The organism is Escherichia sp. TW14182 (genome assembly GCF_000208525.1).
Taxonomy (GTDB): domain Bacteria; phylum Pseudomonadota; class Gammaproteobacteria; order Enterobacterales; family Enterobacteriaceae; genus Escherichia; species Escherichia ruysiae.
The window spans coordinates 1-19,039 of the sequence record NZ_AEJZ01000187.1; the positions used below are offsets into that span (position 1 = coordinate 1).

General features: G+C 52.5%; 17 protein-coding genes. 9 read left to right on the forward strand and 8 right to left on the reverse strand.

The window, feature by feature from the left end; translation table 11 throughout:
* Positions 1-40: 40 nt before the first annotated feature.
* Positions 41-1,183 (reverse strand): crotonobetainyl-CoA dehydrogenase, encoded by a 1,143-nt coding sequence (gene caiA, locus EQY_RS0115715; protein ID WP_000347118.1) that lies wholly within the window; start codon positions 1,181-1,183, stop codon positions 41-43.
* Positions 1,184-1,213: 30 nt separating this feature from the next.
* Positions 1,214-2,728 carry an L-carnitine/gamma-butyrobetaine antiporter gene (gene caiT / locus EQY_RS0115720; protein WP_000653341.1) on the reverse strand — a complete coding sequence of 505 codons (1,515 nt, stop codon included), beginning with the start codon at positions 2,726-2,728 and terminating at the stop codon, positions 1,214-1,216.
* A gap of 472 nt (positions 2,729-3,200) precedes the next feature.
* Between caiT and EQY_RS0115725 the strand changes: the two genes are divergently transcribed.
* From EQY_RS0115725 to folA, 8 genes are all read left to right on the forward strand, one after another.
* Positions 3,201-3,971, forward strand: a complete 771-nt coding sequence (locus EQY_RS0115725; protein WP_000692227.1) for an electron transfer flavoprotein FixA — start codon at positions 3,201-3,203, stop codon at positions 3,969-3,971.
* Positions 3,972-3,985: 14 nt separating this feature from the next.
* Positions 3,986-4,927: an electron transfer flavoprotein subunit alpha/FixB family protein gene (locus tag EQY_RS0115730; RefSeq protein ID WP_001091493.1), complete on the forward strand. Its 942-nt coding sequence runs from the start codon at positions 3,986-3,988 to the stop codon at positions 4,925-4,927.
* A gap of 50 nt (positions 4,928-4,977) precedes the next feature.
* On the forward strand, positions 4,978-6,264 hold the full coding sequence (locus EQY_RS0115735) for an FAD-dependent oxidoreductase (RefSeq protein WP_001287785.1): 1,287 nt from the start codon (positions 4,978-4,980) through the stop codon (positions 6,262-6,264).
* Positions 6,261-6,548: a ferredoxin-like protein FixX gene (gene fixX, locus EQY_RS0115740; RefSeq protein WP_000203741.1), complete on the forward strand. Its 288-nt coding sequence runs from the start codon at positions 6,261-6,263 to the stop codon at positions 6,546-6,548. Before EQY_RS0115735 ends, fixX begins: the two co-directional genes overlap by 4 nt.
* Positions 6,549-6,606: 58 nt before the next feature.
* Complete coding sequence (locus EQY_RS0115745; RefSeq protein ID WP_001183181.1) at positions 6,607-7,938, forward strand: MFS transporter; 1,332 nt, start codon at positions 6,607-6,609, stop codon at positions 7,936-7,938.
* Between the two features lie 110 nt (positions 7,939-8,048).
* A complete protein-coding gene (kefF, locus tag EQY_RS0115750; RefSeq protein WP_000600737.1) occupies positions 8,049-8,579 on the forward strand; it encodes a glutathione-regulated potassium-efflux system oxidoreductase KefF in 531 nt (176 codons plus the stop codon).
* Positions 8,572-10,431 carry a glutathione-regulated potassium-efflux system protein KefC gene (gene kefC, locus EQY_RS0115755; RefSeq protein WP_000377116.1) on the forward strand — a complete coding sequence of 620 codons (1,860 nt, stop codon included), beginning with the start codon at positions 8,572-8,574 and terminating at the stop codon, positions 10,429-10,431. The genes kefF and kefC overlap by 8 nt, the downstream gene beginning before the upstream one ends.
* A 194-nt stretch (positions 10,432-10,625) precedes the next feature.
* Positions 10,626-11,105, forward strand: a complete 480-nt coding sequence (gene folA, locus EQY_RS0115760) for a type 3 dihydrofolate reductase (protein WP_024212612.1) — start codon at positions 10,626-10,628, stop codon at positions 11,103-11,105.
* Between the two features lie 77 nt (positions 11,106-11,182).
* Here folA and apaH read toward each other — a convergent pair whose 3' ends face one another.
* Genes apaH through lptD form a run of 6 tightly spaced genes read right to left on the reverse strand, consistent with a single transcriptional unit; the run spans position 11,183 to position 17,915 of the window.
* Positions 11,183-12,025 carry a bis(5'-nucleosyl)-tetraphosphatase (symmetrical) ApaH gene (gene apaH, locus EQY_RS0115765; protein ID WP_000257166.1) on the reverse strand — a complete coding sequence of 281 codons (843 nt, stop codon included), beginning with the start codon at positions 12,023-12,025 and terminating at the stop codon, positions 11,183-11,185.
* Positions 12,026-12,031: 6 nt separating this feature from the next.
* Positions 12,032-12,409 (reverse strand): Co2+/Mg2+ efflux facilitator ApaG/CorD, encoded by a 378-nt coding sequence (gene apaG, locus EQY_RS0115770; RefSeq protein ID WP_000610899.1) that lies wholly within the window; start codon positions 12,407-12,409, stop codon positions 12,032-12,034.
* Positions 12,410-12,411: 2 nt separating this feature from the next.
* Entirely contained in the window at positions 12,412-13,233 is an 822-nt protein-coding gene (gene rsmA, locus EQY_RS0115775; RefSeq protein ID WP_001042779.1) for a 16S rRNA (adenine(1518)-N(6)/adenine(1519)-N(6))-dimethyltransferase RsmA, read from the reverse strand.
* On the reverse strand, positions 13,230-14,219 hold the full coding sequence (pdxA, locus tag EQY_RS0115780) for a 4-hydroxythreonine-4-phosphate dehydrogenase PdxA (protein WP_000241235.1): 990 nt from the start codon (positions 14,217-14,219) through the stop codon (positions 13,230-13,232). The genes rsmA and pdxA overlap by 4 nt, the downstream gene beginning before the upstream one ends.
* Positions 14,219-15,505 carry a peptidylprolyl isomerase SurA gene (gene surA / locus EQY_RS0115785; RefSeq protein WP_000800488.1) on the reverse strand — a complete coding sequence of 429 codons (1,287 nt, stop codon included), beginning with the start codon at positions 15,503-15,505 and terminating at the stop codon, positions 14,219-14,221. Before surA ends, pdxA begins: the two co-directional genes overlap by 1 nt.
* A 52-nt stretch (positions 15,506-15,557) precedes the next feature.
* Entirely contained in the window at positions 15,558-17,915 is a 2,358-nt protein-coding gene (gene lptD, locus EQY_RS0115790; protein ID WP_000746180.1) for an LPS assembly protein LptD, read from the reverse strand.
* A 254-nt stretch (positions 17,916-18,169) separates the two neighbouring features.
* On the opposite strand from lptD, the gene djlA reads away from it, so the two are divergent.
* Positions 18,170-18,985, forward strand: coding sequence for a co-chaperone DjlA (gene djlA / locus EQY_RS0115795; protein WP_001200584.1), 816 nt, complete (start codon positions 18,170-18,172; stop codon positions 18,983-18,985).
* The last annotated feature ends 54 nt before the right edge of the window (positions 18,986-19,039 follow it).

The window sequence follows — 19,039 nt, forward strand, 5'->3', positions numbered from 1 at the left end:
GATAAGACGCGGCAAGCGTCGCATCAGGCAGCGCACGGACTTAGCGGTATTGCTTCAGCACCGCACGACCCAGCGTCAGGATCTGCATTTCGTCAGATCCCCCGGAGACGCGGTCTACACGCAGGTCACGCCAGAAGCGGCTGATGCGGTGGTTACCCGCAATCCCGACGCCGCCCAGCACCTGCATTGCGCTGTCCACCACTTCAAATGCCGCATTGGCGCAGAAGTATTTGCACATCGCAGCATCGCCAGAGGTGATGGTGCCGTTGTCTGTTTTCCACGCTGCTTCATACAGCATGTTTTTCATGGAGTTTAATTTGATCGCCATGTGGGCGAATTTTTCCTGAATCAACTGGAAACGACCAATAGCCTCGCCAAACTGCACTCGCTGATTGGCGTAGCGCGCCGCATCTTCAAAGGCGCACATCGCCGTACCGTAGTTGGTGAGGGCTACCAGGAAACGTTCGTGGTCGAACTCTTCTTTCACGCGGTTAAAGCCGTTACCTTCCCGACCGAACATGTCTTTCTCGTCCAGTTCCACATCGTCAAAGGTGATTTCACAGCAGCTATCCATACGCAGACCGAGCTTCTCAAGTTTGGTCACTTTGATGCCCGGTTTGCTCATATCAACAAACCATTCGGTGTAGACAGGTTTGTCCGGAGAAGCACCGTCGCGCGCCATCACCACGATGTACGGGGTGTAGGCGCTGCTGGTAATAAAACACTTACTACCATTAAGATAAATCTTACCATTTCTACGGGTATAAGTCGTTTTCAGGCTACCCACGTCGGAGCCCGCGCCCGGTTCGGTAATCGCTGAGTTCCACATCTGCTTACCCGTGCCACGGAACGCCATAATCTTGTCGATCTGCTCTTGTGTGCCTTCGCGCAGGAAGGTGTTAAACCCACCCGGCAACTGGTACAGCACGTAGGTTGGCGCCCCCAGACGCCCCAGTTCCATCCACACGGCGGCGAGGGTGACGAATCCTGCGTCCAGACCACCGTGTTCTTCGGGGATCAGCAGGCTATCGATACCCATATCCGCCAGTGCTTTAACAAATCGTTCCGGGTAGACGCTGTCACGGTCGCACTCGGCAAAATAGGCTTCCCAGTTTTCACTGGCCATCAGTTCACGGATACCGGCGACAAACAGTTCCTGCTCATCATTTAAATTAAAATCCATCTTTCAACCTCTTGATATTTTGGGGGTTAATTAATCTTTCCAGTTCTGTTTCGCGTCTTTAATAAAGGAGAGCGTCACCATAATGTTGACGAAGAGCAGCGGGCATCCTCCGGCGATAATGGCGGTTTGAATCGGTTTCAGGCCGCCGAGCGCCAGCAGAACAATGCCGATAATGCCAACCAGAATTGACCAGCCGATACGCACCAGCAGCGGCGGCTCTTCGCCGTCGCGTACTTCGCGGCAGGTGGACATCGCCAGGGTATAAGAGCAGGCGTTAACCAGCGTAACGGTGGCAATAAAGCAAAGAATGAAGAAGCCCCACATGGTAGCGGTGCTGAGCGGCAGAGCGGCCCAGGTTTCGATGATGGCGCGCGCCACACCGTACTGTTCGATCAGGTTCGGAATGTTGATGATGTTTTTATCTATCAACAGCAAAGTGTTACTACCAAGCACGGTCCACAAGATCCAGGTGGAGGCTGTCAGCCCCAGCACCATGCCGAAGCACAGTTCACGCACGGTACGACCACGGGAAATACGCGCCAGGAAGATACTCATCTGGATAGCGTAAATCACCCACCATGCCCAGTAGAAAACCGTCCAGCCCTGCGGGAAGCCGCCTTTGGCGATAGGATCGGTATAGAACAACATGCGCGGCAGATACATCAGCAACATCCCCACCGAGTCGGTGAAGTAGTTCATGATGAAGCTGGCACCACTGACGATAAACACCCAACCCAGCATCAGGAAGCTCAGGTAGCTACGCACATCACTGGCGATACGTACCCCTTTTTGCAGGCCGCAGGCGACGCAAATGGCGTTGAGGATAATCCAGCAGGTAATGATGATGGCGTCCAGTTGCAGGGTATGCGGAATGCCAAACAACCACTGCATACACTCGGTCACCAGCGGTGTGGCAAGGCCGAGACTGGTGCCCATCGCGAAGATCAAGGCGACGAGATAGAAGTTATCGACAATAGTACCGAACAACCCTTTGGCGTGTTTTTCACCTACCAGCGGCACCAGGGTGGAGCTGGGGCGAATCACTTCCATTTTGCGGACAAAGAAGAAGTAAGCGAAGGCGACTGAAAGGAAGCTGTAAGTGGCCCACGGCAGAGGTCCCCAGTGGAACAAGCTGTAAGCCAGCCCCAACTCTTTCGCTCCTGTCGAGTTCGGTTCTAAGCCAAACGGCGGGGTGGAGATGTAGTAGTAGATCTCAATCGATCCCCAGAACAGTACGGCAGCAGACGTACAGGAGGCGAACATCATAAAGATCCAACTGGCGGTGCTAAATTCTGGTGGTTCGTTACCTAAACGCTTTTTGGCATACGGGCCAAACACCAGCCAGAACCAGCCGAAAAGCATCACCACCATATACCATTCAAATGCCCATCCCCATACATTGGTGACGTAACTGAATACAGCATTAATAACAACATTCGCCGCATCCAGATCTCTGACTGTAAGCCAGCAAAGTATGCCAACGATTATTAACGGCGGAAAGAATACCTTCGGTTCTATTCCCGTTTTTCTCTTTTTATCTTTCATGAGTTAATTCCACTGTGAAAACGAATATTTATTTTGCGTTCCCGTTTGTTTTATTTTTGTTAACATTTAATATAATTGTTATTAACCTCGTAAACGCGTTAATGGCTAACTCATAATGGGTATTCAATTGGCTGCATTCTGTGATTTGAATCACATTTTTCTATCGGGTAAAAACAAGAGCTTTTGATGTAAATATTATTTGTTAATCAGTTAGTTATGTTTTGTTGTGCGTAAAAAAATAGCATCTGACTTTCAATATTGGTGATCTATAAAACAATATTGAAAATTTCTTTTTGCTACGCCATTTTTTCAATATTGGTGAGGGACTTAACAATATTGAAAGTTGGATTTATCTGCGTGTGACATTTTCAATATTGGTGATTAAAGTTTTATTTCCAAATTAAAGGGCGTGATATCTGTAATTAACACCACCGATATGAACGACGTTTCCTTCATGATTTCTGGAGATGCAATGAAGATTATTACTTGCTATAAGTGCGTGCCTGATGAACAGGATATTGCGGTCAATAATGCTGATGGTTCATTAGACTTCAGCAAAGCCGATGCCAAAATAAGCCAATACGATCTCAACGCTATTGAAGCGGCTTGCCAGTTAAAACAGCAGGCGGCAGAGGTGCAGGTGACGGCCTTAAGTGTGGGTGGTAAAGCCCTGACCAACGCCAAAGGGCGTAAAGATGTGTTGTCGCGCGGCCCGGATGAACTGATTGTAGTGATTGATGATCAGTTCGAGCAGGCACTGCCGCAACAAACTGCGACCGCACTGGCTGCGGCTGCCCAGAAAGCAGGCTTTGATCTGATCCTCTGTGGCGATGGTTCTTCCGACCTTTATGCCCAGCAGGTTGGTCTGCTGGTGGGCGAAATCCTCAATATTCCGGCAGTTAACGGCGTCAGCAAAATTATCTCCCTGACGGCAGATACCCTCACCGTTGAGCGCGAACTGGAAGATGAAACCGAAACCTTAAGCATTCCGCTGCCTGCGGTTGTTGCTGTTTCCACTGATATCAACTCCCCACAAATTCCTTCGATGAAAGCCATTCTCGGCGCGGCGAAAAAGCCAGTCCAGGTATGGTCGGCGGCGGATATCGGTTTTAACGCAGAGGCAGCCTGGTCAGAACAACAGGTTGCCGCGCCGAAACAGCGCGAGCGTCAGCGCATCGTGATTGAAGGCGACGGTGAAGAACAGATCGCCGCATTTGCTGAAAATCTTCGCAAAGTCATTTAATTACAGGGGATGCTATGAACACGTTTTCTCAAGTCTGGGTATTCAGCGATACCCCTTCTCGTCTGCCGGAACTGATGAACGGTGCGCAGGCTTTAGCTAATCAAATCAACACCTTTGTCCTCAATGATGCCGACGGCGCACAGGCAATCCAGCTCGGCGCTAATCATGTCTGGAAATTAAACGGCAAACCGGACGATCGGATGATCGAAGATTACGCCGGTGTCATGGCTGACACTATTCGCCAGCACGCCGCAGACGGTCTGGTGCTGTTGCCAAACACCCGTCGCGGCAAATTACTGGCGGCAAAACTGGGTTATCGCCTTAAAGCGGCGGTGTCTAACGATGCTAGCACCGTCAGCGTACAGGACGGTAAAGCGACAGTGAAACACATGGTTTACGGTGGTCTGGCGATTGGCGAAGAACGCATTGCCACGCCGTATGCGGTACTGACTATCAGCAGCGGCACGTTCGATGCGGCTCAGCCAGACGCGTCACGCACTGGCGAAACGCACACCGTGGAGTGGCAGGCTCCGGCTGTGGCGATTACCCGCACGGTAACCCAGGCGCGCCAGAGCAACAGCGTCGATCTCGACAAAGCCCGCCTGGTGGTCAGCGTCGGTCGCGGTATTGGCAGCAAAGAGAACATTGCGCTGGCAGAACAGCTTTGCAGGGCGATAGGTGCGGAGTTGGCCTGTTCTCGTCCGGTGGCAGAAAACGAAAAATGGATGGAGCACGAACGCTATGTCGGTATCTCCAACCTGATGCTGAAACCTGAACTGTACCTGGCTGTGGGGATCTCCGGGCAGATCCAGCACATGGTTGGCGCTAACGCGTCGCAAACCATTTTCGCCATCAATAAAGATAAAAATGCGCCGATCTTCCAGTACGCGGATTACGGCATTGTTGGCGACGCCGTGAAGATCCTTCCGGCGCTGACCGCAGCTTTAGCGCGTTGATCCACTCTGGCAGGGCTGCATTTCGGCCCTGCCGCTGACAGGGAGCTCTTATGTCCGAAGATATCTTTGACGCCATCATCGTCGGTGCAGGGCTTGCCGGTTCGGTTGCCGCACTGGTGCTCGCCCGCGAAGGGGTGCAAGTGTTAGTTATCGAGCGTGGCAATTCCGCAGGTGCCAAGAACGTCACTGGCGGGCGTCTCTATGCCCACAGTCTGGAACACATTATTCCAGGTTTCGCCGAATCCGCCCCCGTAGAACGCCTGATTACCCATGAAAAACTCGCGTTTATGACGGAAAAGTCAGCGATGACTATGGACTACTGCAACGGTGACGAAACCTCGCCATCCCAGCGTTCTTACTCTGTTTTGCGCAGTAAATTTGATGCCTGGTTAATGGAGCAGGCCGAAGAAGCGGGCGCGCAGTTAATTACCGGGATTCGTGTCGATAACCTCGTACAGCGCGATGGTAAAGTCGTCGGTGTAGAAGCCGATGGCGATGTGATTGAAGCGAAAACGGTGATCCTTGCTGATGGGGTGAACTCCATCCTTGCCGAAAAGTTGGGGATGGCAAAACGCGTCAAACCGACGGATGTGGCGGTTGGCGTGAAGGAACTGATCGAGTTACCGAAGTCGGTTATTGAAGACCGTTTTCAGTTGCAGGGTAATCAGGGGGCGGCTTGCCTATTTGCGGGTTCCCCCACCGATGGCCTGATGGGCGGCGGCTTCCTTTATACCAATGAAAATACCCTGTCGCTGGGGCTGGTTTGTGGTCTCCATCATCTGCATGACGCAAAAAAATCGGTGCCGCAAATGCTGGAAGATTTCAAACAACATCCGGCCGTTGCACCGCTGATCGCGGGCGGCAAGCTGGTGGAATATTCCGCTCACGTAGTGCCGGAAGCAGGCATCAACATGCTGCCGGAGTTGGTTGGTGACGGCGTACTGATTGCCGGTGATGCCGCCGGAATGTGTATGAACCTCGGTTTTACCATTCGCGGTATGGATCTGGCGATTGCCGCCGGGGAAGCCGCAGCAAAAACCGTGCTTTCAGCGATGAAAAGCGACGATTTCAGTAAGCAAAAACTGGCGGAATATCGTCAGCATCTTGAGAGTGGCCCGCTGCGCGATATGCGTATGTACCAAAAACTACCGGCGTTCCTTGATAACCCACGCATGTTTAGCGGCTACCCGGAACTGGCGGTGGGCGTGGCGCGTGACCTGTTCACCATTGATGGCAGCGCGCCGGAACTGATGCGCAAGAAAATCCTCCGCCACGGCAAGAAAGTGGGCTTCATCAATCTGATCAAGGATGGCATGAAAGGAGTGACCGTTTTATGACTTCTCCCGTCAATGTGGACGTCAAACTGGGCGTCAATAAATTCAATGTCGATGAAGAGCATCCGCACATTGTTGTGAAGGCCGATGCCGATAAACAGGCGCTGGAGCTGCTGGTGAAAGCGTGCCCCGCAGGTCTGTACAAGAAGCAGGATGACGGCAGTGTGCGCTTCGATTACGCCGGATGTCTGGAGTGCGGCACCTGTCGCATTCTGGGGCTGGGGTCGGCGCTGGAACAGTGGGAATACCCGCGCGGCACCTTTGGTGTGGAGTTCCGTTACGGCTGATGTTGGTTTGATACGTAACGCCGTACTGACTCTCATTGCAAAAAAACAGGAATAACCCATGCAACCGTCCAGAAACTTTGACGATCTTAAATTCTCTTCTATTCACCGCCGCATTTTGCTGTGGGGAAGCGGTGGTCCGTTTCTGGATGGTTATGTACTGGTAATGATTGGCGTGGCGCTGGAGCAACTGAGTCCGGCGCTGAAACTGGACGCTGACTGGATTGGCTTGCTGGGCGCGGGAACGCTCGCCGGGCTGTTCGTTGGCACATCGCTGTTTGGCTATATCTCCGATAAAGTCGGACGGCGCAAAATGTTCCTCATCGATATCATCGCCATCGGCGTGATATCGGTGGCGACGATGTTTGTCTCATCCCCCGTCGAACTGTTAGTGATGCGGGTACTCATCGGCATTGTCATCGGTGCAGATTATCCCATCGCCACTTCGATGATCACTGAGTTCTCCAGTACCCGTCAGCGGGCGTTTTCCATCAGCTTTATTGCCGCGATGTGGTATGTCGGCGCGACCTGCGCCGATCTGGTCGGTTACTGGCTTTATGATGTGGAAGGTGGTTGGCGCTGGATGCTGGGTAGCGCAGCGATCCCCTGTTTGTTGATTTTGATTGGTCGATTCGAACTGCCTGAATCTCCCCGCTGGTTGTTACGCAAAGGGCGAGTAAAAGAGTGCGAAGAGATGATGATCAAACTGTTTGGCGAACCGGTGGCTTTCGATGAAGAGCAGCCGCAGCAAACCCGTTTTCGCGATCTGTTTAATCGCCGCCATTTTCCTTTTGTTCTGTTTGTTGCCGCCATCTGGACCTGCCAGGTGATCCCAATGTTCGCCATTTACACCTTTGGCCCGCAAATCGTTGGTTTGTTGGGATTGGGTGTTGGCAAAAACGCGGCGCTGGGGAACGTGGTGATTAGCCTGTTCTTTATGCTCGGCTGTATTCCGCCGATGCTGTGGTTAAACACTGCCGGACGGCGTCCATTGTTGATTGGCAGTTTTGCCATGATGACGCTGGCGCTGGCGGTTTTAGGGCTGATCCCGGATATGGGGATCTGGCTGGTAGTAATGGCCTTTGCGGTGTATGCCTTTTTTTCTGGCGGGCCGGGTAATTTGCAGTGGCTCTATCCTAATGAACTCTTCCCGACAGATATTCGCGCCTCTGCCGTGGGCGTGATTATGTCCTTAAGCCGTATTGGCACCATTGTTTCGACCTGGGCACTGCCGATCTTTATCAATAATTACGGTATCAGTAACACGATGCTAATGGGGGCGGGGATCTCGCTGTTTGGCTTGTTGATTTCCGTAGCGTTTGCCCCGGAAACCCGTGGGATGTCACTGGCGCAGACCAGCAATATGACGATCCGCAGGCAGCGAGCGGGGTAATTTATTCAGAATTCTCTCTTTTCTGAATCAATATTATTGACTATAAGCCGCGTGAATATGTGACTACACTTTGTGGGAAAACAAAGGCGTAAACACGCGGGCTAATAACTATGATCCTCATAATTTATGCGCATCCGTATCCGCATCATTCCCATGCGAATAAACGGATGCTTGAACAGGCAAGGACGCTGGAAGGCGTCGAAATTCGCTCTCTTTATCAACTCTATCCTGACTTCAATATCGATATTGCCGCCGAGCAGGAGGCGCTGTCTCGCGCCGATCTGATCGTCTGGCAGCACCCGATGCAGTGGTACAGCATTCCACCGCTCCTTAAACTTTGGATCGATAAAGTCCTCTCGCACGGCTGGGCTTACGGTCACGGCGGTACGGCGCTGCATGGCAAACACTTGCTGTGGGCGGTGACGACCGGCGGCGGGGAAAGCCATTTTGAAATTGGTGCGCATCCGGGCTTTGATGTGCTGTCGCAGCCGCTACAGGCGACGGCAATCTACTGCGGGCTGAACTGGCTGCCGCCGTTTGCCATGCACTGCACCTTTATTTGTGACGACGAAACCCTCGAAGGGCAGGCGCGCCACTATAAGCAACGTCTGCTGGAATGGCAGGAGGCACATCATGGATAGCCATACGCTGATTCAGGCGCTGATTTATCTCGGTTCGGCGGCGCTGATTGTACCCATTGCGGTACGCCTCGGTCTGGGATCGGTACTTGGCTACCTGATTGCGGGCTGCATTATTGGCCCGTGGGGGCTGCGACTGGTGACTGATGCCGAATCTATTCTGCACTTTGCCGAGATTGGCGTGGTGCTGATGCTATTTATTATTGGCCTCGAACTCGATCCACAAAGGTTGTGGAAGCTGCGTGCGGCAGTGTTCGGCGGTGGCGCATTGCAGATGGTGATTTGCGGCGGCCTACTGGGGCTCTTCTGCATGTTACTTGGGCTGCGCTGGCAGGTAGCGGAATTGATCGGCATGACGCTGGCGCTCTCTTCTACGGCGATTGCCATGCAGGCGATGAATGAGCGTAACCTGATGGTGACGCAAATGGGACGCAGCGCCTTTGCGGTGCTGCTGTTCCAGGATATCGCCGCGATCCCTCTGGTAGCGATGATCCCGCTACTGGCGGCGAGCAGTGCCTCGACGACGATGGGCGCATTTGCTCTCTCGGCGTTAAAAGTGGCGGGGGCGCTGGTGCTGGTGGTATTGCTGGGGCGCTATGTCACGCGTCCGGCGCTGCGTTTTGTTGCCCGCTCTGGCTTGCGGGAAGTATTCAGCGCCGTGGCTTTATTCCTCGTGTTTGGCTTTGGTTTGCTGCTGGAAGAGGTTGGCTTGTCGATGGCGATGGGCGCGTTTCTGGCGGGCGTACTGCTGGCAAGCTCGGAATACCGTCATGCGCTGGAAAGCGATATCGAACCATTTAAAGGTTTGCTGCTGGGGCTGTTTTTCATCGGTGTTGGCATGTCGATAGACTTTGGCACGCTGCTTGAAAACCCATTGCGCATTGTCATTTTGCTGCTTGGTTTCCTCATCATCAAAATCGCCATGTTGTGGCTGATTGCCCGGCCATTACAGGTGCCGAATAAACAGCGTCGTTGGTTTGCGGTGCTGTTAGGGCAGGGCAGCGAGTTTGCCTTTGTGGTGTTTGGTGCGGCGCAAATGGCAAATGTGCTGGAGCCGGAGTGGGCGAAATCTCTGACCCTGGCGGTGGCGCTGTCGATGGCGGCAACGCCGATTCTGCTGGTGATCCTCAATCGCCTTGAGCAATCTTCTACTGAAGAAGCGCGTGAAGCCGATGAGATCGATGAAGAACAGCCGCGCGTGATTATCGCCGGATTCGGTCGTTTTGGGCAGATCACCGGACGTTTACTGCTCTCCAGTGGGGTAAAAATGGTGGTGCTCGATCACGATCCTGACCATATCGAAACGTTGCGCAAATTCGGCATGAAAGTCTTTTACGGTGATGCCACGCGGATGGATTTACTGGAATCTGCGGGAGCGGCGAAAGCGGAAGTGCTGATTAACGCCATCGACGATCCGCAAACCAATCTGCAACTGACGGAGATGGTGAAAGAACATTTTCCGCATTTGCAGATTATTGCCCGCGCCCGCGATGTCGATCACTACATCCGTTTGCGACAGGCTGGCGTTGAAAAGCCGGAGCGTGAAACCTTTGAAGGTGCGCTGAAAACCGGGCGTCTGGCGCTGGAAAGTTTAGGTCTTGGGCCATATGAAGCGCGAGAACGTGCCGATGTGTTCCGCCGCTTTAATATTGAGATGGTGGAAGAGATGGCAATGGTTGAGAACGACACCAAAGCCCGCGCGGCGGTCTATAAACGCACCAGCGCGATGTTAAGCGAGATCATTACCGAGGATCGTGAACATCTGTCATTAATTCAACGGCATGGCTGGCAGGGAACCGAGGAAGGAAAACATACCGGCAACATGGCGGATGAGCCAGAAACTAAGCCATCGTAATCAGAAAGTGTGGTGTAGCACGCACTTTACAACTAACTGTTTGTTTTTGCGCAACTGTAATGAGGCGAGTCCACGGACATAGCGTGGACTCGCCAGCAGAATATAAAATTTTCCTCAACATCATCCTCACACCAGTCGACGACGGTTTACGCTTTACGTATAGTGGCGACAATTTTTTTTATCGGGAAATCTCAATGATCAGTCTGATTGCGGCGTTAGCGGTAGATCGCGTTATCGGCATGGAAAACGCCATGCCGTGGAACCTGCCTGCCGATCTCGCCTGGTTTAAACGTAACACCTTAAATAAACCCGTGATTATGGGGCGCCATACCTGGGAATCCATCGGCCGCCCGCTGCCAGGACGCAAGAATATTATCATCAGCAGCCAGCCGGGTACGGACGATCGCGTAACGTGGGTGAAATCGGTGGATGAAGCCATCGCGGCGTGTGGTGACGTACCGGAGATTATGGTGATTGGCGGTGGTCGCGTTTATGAGCAGTTCCTGCCAAAAGCGCAAAAACTGTATCTGACGCATATCGACGCGGAAGTGGAAGGCGACACCCATTTCCCGGATTACGAGCCGGATGACTGGGAATCGGTGTTCAGCGAATTCCACGACGCCGATGCGCAGAACTCTCATAGCTATTGTTTTGAGATTCTGGAACGGCGGTAAGTTTGTATAGAATTTACGGCTAGTGCCGGATGCGACGCCGGTCGCGTCTTATCCGGCCTTCCTGTATCAGGCTGTGTTTAAGACGCCGCCGCTTCGCCCATATCCTTATGCCGGTTCGATGGCTGGACGAAATACTGCTTATCTTCCCAGCGCAGGCAGGTTAATGTCCCACCCCAGCAGCATCCGGTATCCAGCGCGTAAATACCTTCCGGCGTACCTTTTCCTTCCAGCGATGCCCAGTGACCAAACACAATATTGTATTCTTCGCTAACTGGCCCTGGAATGGTAAACCACGGTTTCAATGGTGCTGGCGCGTCTTCTGGCGACTCTTTGCTGTACATATCCAGTTGACCGTTCGGGAAGCAAAAACGCATACGGGTAAAAGCGTTGGTGATAAAACGCAGTCGTGCCAGTCCGCGTAACTCTGGCGTCCAGTTGTTTGGCATGTCGCCGTACATGGCGTCGAGGAAGAAAGGATAGGAGTCACTCGACAATACTGCTTCTACGTCGTGAGCACACTCTTTAGCAGTCTCTAAGTCCCACTGCGGCGTGATCCCCGCGTGAGCCATCACCAGCTTTTTCTCTTCGTCGATTTGCAGCAGAGGTTGGCGACGCAGCCAGTTAAGCAGCTCATCAGCGTCGGGCGCTTCCAGCAGCGGTGTCAGGCGGTCTTTCGGTTTATTACGGCTGATCCCGGCGAATACCGCCAGCAGATGCAGATCGTGATTACCCAGCACCAGACGCACGCTGTCGCCTAAGGATTTTACATAGCGCAGAACATCAAGCGAACCAGGCCCGCGAGCGACCAGGTCACCCGTCAGCCAGAGGGTATCTTTCCCAGGGGTAAATTCTATTTTATGCAGCAAAGCGATCAGTTCATCGTAACAACCATGAACGTCGCCAATAAGGTATGTCGCCATATTATTTTAATGAATGAGTATTGGAACGGAGAGTCGAAATACAGGAATGTCGATGCTGAATGGAACGCCATTTTCATCGATCATTTCGTAGTGACCCTGCATGGTGCCCATCGGTGTTTCGATTATCGCACCGCTGGTGTACTGGTACTCTTCGCCAGGGGCGATATGCGGCTGAACGCCCACCACACCTTCGCCCTGGACTTCGGTTTCACGGCCATTGCCGTTGGTGATCAGCCAGTAACGCCCCAACAACTGCACTGGCGCTCGCCCCAGGTTGCGTATGGTTACGGTATAAGCAAAAACGTAACGTTCATTATCAGGTGAAGATTGTGCTTCAATGTAAACACTTTGAACCTGAATACACACTCGGGGCGAATTGATCATCGTTAACTCTCCTGCAAAGACGCGTTCTCCGCCAGATAGTTCGCCATCTGGCAATATTGCGCGACAGAGATATTTTCCGCTCGCATCGCCGGGTCGATGCCCATTCCCGTTAACACCTCGACGCTAAACAGGTTGCCGAGGCTGTTACGAATGGTTTTACGACGCTGGTTAAAGGCTTCGGTGGTGATACGGCTTAACACGCGAACATCTTTAACCGGGTAAGGCATCGTTGCATGAGGAACCAGGCGCACGACGGCGGAATCCACTTTTGGTGGTGGTGTAAAGGCCGATGGCGGTACTTCCAGCACCGGGATCACGTTGCAATAATATTGCGCCATGACGCTTAATCGACCATACGCTTTGCTGTTCGGTCCTGCAACCAGACGATTCACCACCTCTTTTTGCAACATAAAGTGCATGTCGGCAATGGCATCAGTATAGCTAAACAGATGGAACATCAACGGCGTGGAGATGTTATACGGCAGGTTACCGAAAACTCGTAGCGGCTGACCCATTTTCTCAGCCAGCTCACCGAAGTTAAAGGTCATCGCATCCTGCTGATAAATCGTCAGTTTCGGGCCTAAGAATGGATGCGTTTGCAGACGTGCCGCCAAATCGCGGTCAAGTTCGATGACTGTCAGTTGATCCAGACGTTCGCCGACTGGCTCGGTCAACGCTGCCAGACCGGGGCCGATTTCGACCATCGCCTGACCCTTCTGCGGGTTAATGGCAGAAACAATGCTGTCGATCACGAACTGATCGTTGAGAAAGTTTTGCCCGAAGCGTTTACGGGCTAAGTGGCCCTGGTGGACTCGTTTATTCATTGGGTATTAACAATCATTTTGATGGCGAGATTAAGCGCCGTAATAAAACTGCCGACATCGGCTTTGCCACGTCCCGCCAGTTCCAGCGCGGTGCCGTGGTCCACTGATGTGCGAATAAAGGGCAGGCCCAGCGTAATATTCACACCGCGCCCGAAGCCCTGGTATTTTAGCACGGGAAGACCCTGATCGTGGTACATCGCCAGCACCGCGTCGGCGTTGTCGAGATATTTAGGCTGAAACAGGGTATCGGCAGGCAAAGGCCCGTTGAGTTTCATACCCTGCGCCCGTAACTCGTCGAGCACCGGAATGATGGTGTCTATCTCTTCCGTGCCCATATGACCGCCTTCGCCCGCGTGCGGATTCAGGCCACAGACCAGAATGCGCGGCTCAGCAATACCAAATTTGGTTTGCAAATCGTGATGCAAAATAGAAATGACTTCATGCAGCAGGGGCGGGGTGATGGCGTCAGCGATATCGCGCAGCGGTAAATGCGTCGTTGCCAGCGCCACGCGAAGTTCTTCGGTTGCCAGCATCATCACGACTTTTTTTGCCTGCGAACGCTCTTCGAAAAACTCGGTATGACCGGTAAACGGAATGCCAGCGTCGTTAATGACGCCTTTATGCACGGGGCCGGTAATCAGCGCGGCAAATTCACCGTTCAGACAGCCATCACACGCTCGCGCCAGCGTCTCTACCACGTAATGCCCATTTTCAACCGTTAATTGCCCCGCAGTCACAGGTGCACGTAGCGCGACAGGAAGTAGCGTTAATGTGCCCGCAGTTTGCGGTTGTGCAGGGGAGTCTGGGGAGTAAGGGCGGAGATTAAGCGGCAAACCGAGCATCGCTGCCCGGTCAGTAAGGAGAGTGGCATCGGCACAAACAACCAGTTCGACCGGCCACTCACGCTGTGCAAGCTGGACAACTAAGTCCGGGCCAATCCCGGCTGGCTCGCCGGGAGTGATCACAACACGTTGGGTTTTAACCATTAGTTGCTCAGGATTTTAACGTAGGCGCTGGCGCGTTGTTCCTGCATCCAGCTTGCTGCTTCTTCCGAGAACTTACGGTTCATCAGCATACGATAAGCACGATCTTTCTGCGCAGCGTCGGTTTTATCGACATTACGGGTATCCAGCAGTTCGATTAAATGCCAGCCGAATGAAGAGTGAACCGGTGCGCTCATTTGACCTTTGTTCAGGCGGGTCAACGCGTCACGGAAGGCCGGATCGAAAATATCTGGCGTAGCCCAGCCGAGATCGCCGCCCTGGTTGGCAGAGCCTGGATCCTGAGAGAACTCTTTCGCCGCAGCGGCAAACGTGGTTTTACCACTCTTGATGTCCGCTGCAATTTGCTCCAGTTTTACGCGAGCCTGTTCGTCAGTCATGATCGGCGACGGTTTCAGCAGAATATGGCGAGCATGAACTTCGGTTACCGAAATATTTTTGCTTTCGCCGCGCAGATCGTTAACTTTCAGGATATGGAAGCCAACGCCAGAACGAATCGGACCAACAATATCGCCTTTCTTCGCGGTGCTTAATGCCTGGGCGAAAATTCCCGGCAGTTCCTGAATGCGACCCCAGCCCATCTGGCCGCCGTTCAGCGCCTGCTGATCGGCAGAGTGAGCGATCGCCAGTTTACCGAAATCAGCGCCATTACGCGCCTGATCGACAATGGCACGCGCCTGTGTTTCCGCTTCGTTTACCTGCTCAGAAGACGGGTTTTCCGGCAGCGGGATCAGGATGTGGCTTAAGTTCAGCTCAGTGCTGGCATCGTTTTGATTACCGACTTGTTGCGCCAGAGCTTCAACTTCCTGCGGCAGGATGGTGATGCGACGACGCACTTCGTTGTTACGCACTTCAGAGATAATCATCTCTTTGCGGATCTGGTTACGATAGGTGTTGTAGTTCAGACCATCGTAGGCCAGACGGCTGCGCATCTGATCCAGCGTCATATTGTTCTGTTTGGCAATATTGGCAATCGCCTGATCGAGCTGCTCATCGGAGATTTTCACTCCCATTTTCTGCCCCATCTGCAAGAGGATTTGATCCATGATCAAACGCTCCATGATTTGGTGGCGCAGCGTCGCGTCATCAGGAAGTTGCTGCCTTGCCTGGGCGGCATTCATTTTTACCGACTGCATTAATCCATCAACGTCGCTTTCCAGCACGACGCCGTTATTGACGACGGCTGCGACTTTATCGACTACCTGGGGGGCAGCGAAACTGGTGTTCGCGATCATCGCGATACCGAGAAGCAGCGTTTTCCAGTTCTTCATACTTTTTCCATTTCAATTAACCGCACTGCGGATTACGTGGTAAATCAACAAATCACAAAGAGTTTTGATACGGCAGAATGTTCGAACGCAGCATCTCTTGCGTACCCAGACCGTAGTTGGAACTCAGGCCGCGAAGTTCGATGTTAAAGCCGATTGCGTTGTCATATACCGCATGTTGTTTATCGTTATCCCAACCGTTCAGCTTCCGCTCGTAACCGACGCGAATCGCATAGCAGCAGGAGCTGTATTGCACGCCTAACATTGAGTCGGCTTGCTTGTTCGCATTGGTGTCGTAGTAGTAAGCCCCGACAATTGACCAACGATCGGCGATTGGCCAGCTGGCGACAGCGCCTACCTGCGAAATACCGTTTTTGTACTGCTCGGCGGTGGAATAGTACTTAGGCAGCGTAGCCTGAATATATTCCGGGCTGGCGTAGCGGTAGTTCAGCTGTACCAGACGGTCTTCATCCCGACGGTATTCAATGCTGGTGTTACTGGTGGCTACGTTATCCAGACGAGTATCGTACTGAATGCCGCCACGCAATCCCCAGCGTTCGGAGATGCGCCAGTAGGTATCGCCTGCCCATACCAGTGAGCCCGTTTTGTCGTCATTCTCCCATGTTATGTTGTCATCGCCGGTGCGAGACTCCGTGAAGTAGTAGATTTGACCAACGGAAATATTAAAACGTTCAACGGCTGCGTCATCATATACGCGAGTTGTGACACCGGTCGTCACCTGGTTAGCCGAAGCAATACGGTCAAGACCACCGTAAGTCCGGTCCCGGAACAGGCCAGAGTAGTCAGATTGCAGCAGAGACGAGTCGTAGTTGTAGATATCGCTCTGATCGCGATACGGCACATACAGGTATTGCGCGCGCGGTTCCAGCGTCTGGGTGTAACCCGGTGCCAGCATTTCCATATCGCGTTCAAAGACCATTTTGCCGTCAACTTTGAATTGCGGCATTACACGGTTAACAGAATCTGCCAACTTATTGTTTTGTGGGTTGCTGTTATACCAGTCAAGATTGGTCTGTTGATAATGCGTCGCCATCAGTTTGGCTTCGGTATTCAGACTCCCCCAGTTATTCGACAACGGAAGATTGATTGTCGGTTCAAGGTGCAGACGTGTGGCTTCTGGCATATTGCTATTGGTATTTACAAAATGCACAGCCTGACCATAGATGCGGGTATCAAACGGACCGAGATCGTTATGGTAGTAATTGACGTCTAACTGCGGTTCAGCGGCGTAGCTGTTGCCACTGTTATCGTCAAAGACCTGGAATTGTTTGGTTGAAAGCGTGGCGTCAAAGTTCTGCACCGCATAGCCCACGCTGAATTTTTGCGTGGCATAACCATCGGTACTGGAACCATATTTATTATCAAAATCGTTGAAATAGGTCGGGTCGCTGACTTTGGTGTAGTCGATGTTAAAGCGCCAAACCTGGTCCATCACTCCGGAGTGTTGCCAGTAGAACAACCAACGGCGTGAATTGCTATCTTCTGGATGTTCATCTTCATAGACTTTATCCGAAGGCAGATAATCCAGTTCCATCAAGCCTGCGCCTGCCTGGGTGAGATAACGGAATTCGTTCTCCCACATGATGTTGCCACGACGATGCATATAATGCGGCGTGATGGTGGCATCCATATTTGGCGCGATGTTCCAGTAATATGGCAGATAGAACTCAAAGTAGTTGGTGGTGGTGTATTTGGCGTTCGGGATCAAGAAACCAGAACGGCGTTTATCACCCACCGGCAACTGCAAATACGGGCTGTAAAAGATCGGAACCGGACCCACTTTAAAGCGGGCGTTCCAGATCTCCGCAACTTGTTCTTCGCGGTCATGAATAATTTCGCTACCTACCACGCTCCAGGTATCGGAACCTGGCAAACAGGAAGTAAAGCTACCGTTATCCAGAATGGTGTAGCGGTTTTCGCCACGTTGTTTCATCAGGTCCGCTTTACCACGACCCTGGCGACCCACCATCTGGTAATCACCTTCCCAGACGTTGGTATCTTTGGTGTTCAGATTCGCCCAGCCTTTCGGCCCTTTGAGGATCACCTGGTTATCGTCGTAATGGACATTACCGAGCGCATCAACAGTACGTATCGGCTCCGGTTGTCCTGGTGCCTCTTTTTGATGGAGCTGCACTTCGTCGGCCTGCAGACGGCTGTTACCCTGCATGATATCTACGCTGCCAGTAAACACGGCGTCATCGGGGTAATTCCCCTTTGCGTGGTCAGCATTAATCGTCACGGGTAAGTCGTTAGTATCGCCCTGTACCAGAGGACGGTCATAGCTTGGCACGCCCAACATGCACTGTGAGGCGAGGTCGGCTGCCAGTCCCTGTTGACTATAAAGGGCGGTGGCAATCATGGTGGCCAGGAGAGTGGGGATACGTTTTTTCATACGTTGATTTTATTGTTCCATCATCGGTAACGTTGCGCGTGACAAACGGTCAGAGACTAACGTACTCGTCATCTCTACGCTAGTGTTAATCCTGTCCGAATAGCGTCAGTGGTGTTAGGCACGGCATTGAATGACAGGTATGATAATGCAAATTATAGGCGATGTCCCACAATTGACCGCAGCCGGAAAACGGTAAAAGCACCTTTATATTGTGGGAGATAGCCCTGATATCCGTGTGTCGATTTGGGGAATATATGCAGTATTGGGGAAAAATCATTGGCGTGGCCGTGGCCTTACTGATGGGCGGCGGCTTTTGGGGCGTTGTATTAGGTCTGTTAATCGGCCATATGTTTGATAAAGCCCGCAGCCGCAAAATGGCGTGGTTCGCCAACCAGCGCGAGCGTCAGGCGCTGTTTTTTGCCACCACTTTTGAAGTAATGGGGCATTTAACCAAATCCAAAGGACGTGTTACTGAGGCTGATATTCATATTGCCACATTGCTCATGGATCGGATGAATTTACACGGTGCTTCCCGTACTGCGGCGCAAAATGCATTTCGGGTGGGAAAATCAGACAATTACCCGCTGCGCGAAAAGATGCGTCAGTTTCGCAGTGTTTGCTTTGGTCGTTTCGACTTAATTCGTATGTTTCTGGAGATCCAGATTCAGGCGGCGTTTGCTGATGGTTCACTGCACCCGAATGAACGGGCGGTGTTGTATGTGATTGCTGAAGAGTTAGGGATCTCCCGCGCCCAGTTTGACCAGTTTCTGCGCATGATGCAGGGTGGGGCGCAATTTGGCGGCGGTTATCAGCAGCAATCTGGCGGTGGTAACTGGCAGCAAGCGCAGCGTGGCCCGACACTGGAAGATGCCTGTAACGTGCTGGGCGTGAAGCCGACGGACGATGCAACCACCATTAAACGAGCCTACCGTAAGCTGATGAGCGAACACCATCCGGATAAGCTGGTGGCGAAAGGTTTGCCGCCAGAGATGATGGAGATGGCGAAGCAGAAAGCGCAGGAAATTCAGCAGGCGTATGAGCTGATTAAGCAGCAGAAAGGGTTTAAATAAGTTTCAGAGCGAGTAAGAAATTGTAGGCCGGATAAGACGCGCCAGCGTCGCATC

Bases quoted from the DNA above. Each gene is read 5' to 3' on its own strand.
- caiA (WP_000347118.1), bottom strand. From the start codon at position 1,183: ATGGATTTTAATTTAAATGATGAGCAGGAACTGTTTGTCGCCGGTATC.
- caiT (WP_000653341.1), bottom strand. From the start codon at position 2,728: ATGAAAGATAAAAAGAGAAAAACGGGAATAGAACCGAAGGTATTCTTT.
- EQY_RS0115725 (WP_000692227.1), top strand. From the start codon at position 3,201: ATGAAGATTATTACTTGCTATAAGTGCGTGCCTGATGAACAGGATATT.
- EQY_RS0115730 (WP_001091493.1), top strand. From the start codon at position 3,986: ATGAACACGTTTTCTCAAGTCTGGGTATTCAGCGATACCCCTTCTCGT.
- EQY_RS0115735 (WP_001287785.1), top strand. From the start codon at position 4,978: ATGTCCGAAGATATCTTTGACGCCATCATCGTCGGTGCAGGGCTTGCC.
- fixX (WP_000203741.1), top strand. From the start codon at position 6,261: ATGACTTCTCCCGTCAATGTGGACGTCAAACTGGGCGTCAATAAATTC.
- EQY_RS0115745 (WP_001183181.1), top strand. From the start codon at position 6,607: ATGCAACCGTCCAGAAACTTTGACGATCTTAAATTCTCTTCTATTCAC.
- kefF (WP_000600737.1), top strand. From the start codon at position 8,049: ATGATCCTCATAATTTATGCGCATCCGTATCCGCATCATTCCCATGCG.
- kefC (WP_000377116.1), top strand. From the start codon at position 8,572: ATGGATAGCCATACGCTGATTCAGGCGCTGATTTATCTCGGTTCGGCG.
- folA (WP_024212612.1), top strand. From the start codon at position 10,626: ATGATCAGTCTGATTGCGGCGTTAGCGGTAGATCGCGTTATCGGCATG.
- apaH (WP_000257166.1), bottom strand. From the start codon at position 12,025: ATGGCGACATACCTTATTGGCGACGTTCATGGTTGTTACGATGAACTG.
- apaG (WP_000610899.1), bottom strand. From the start codon at position 12,409: ATGATCAATTCGCCCCGAGTGTGTATTCAGGTTCAAAGTGTTTACATT.
- rsmA (WP_001042779.1), bottom strand. From the start codon at position 13,233: ATGAATAAACGAGTCCACCAGGGCCACTTAGCCCGTAAACGCTTCGGG.
- pdxA (WP_000241235.1), bottom strand. From the start codon at position 14,219: ATGGTTAAAACCCAACGTGTTGTGATCACTCCCGGCGAGCCAGCCGGG.
- surA (WP_000800488.1), bottom strand. From the start codon at position 15,505: ATGAAGAACTGGAAAACGCTGCTTCTCGGTATCGCGATGATCGCGAAC.
- lptD (WP_000746180.1), bottom strand. From the start codon at position 17,915: ATGAAAAAACGTATCCCCACTCTCCTGGCCACCATGATTGCCACCGCC.
- djlA (WP_001200584.1), top strand. From the start codon at position 18,170: ATGCAGTATTGGGGAAAAATCATTGGCGTGGCCGTGGCCTTACTGATG.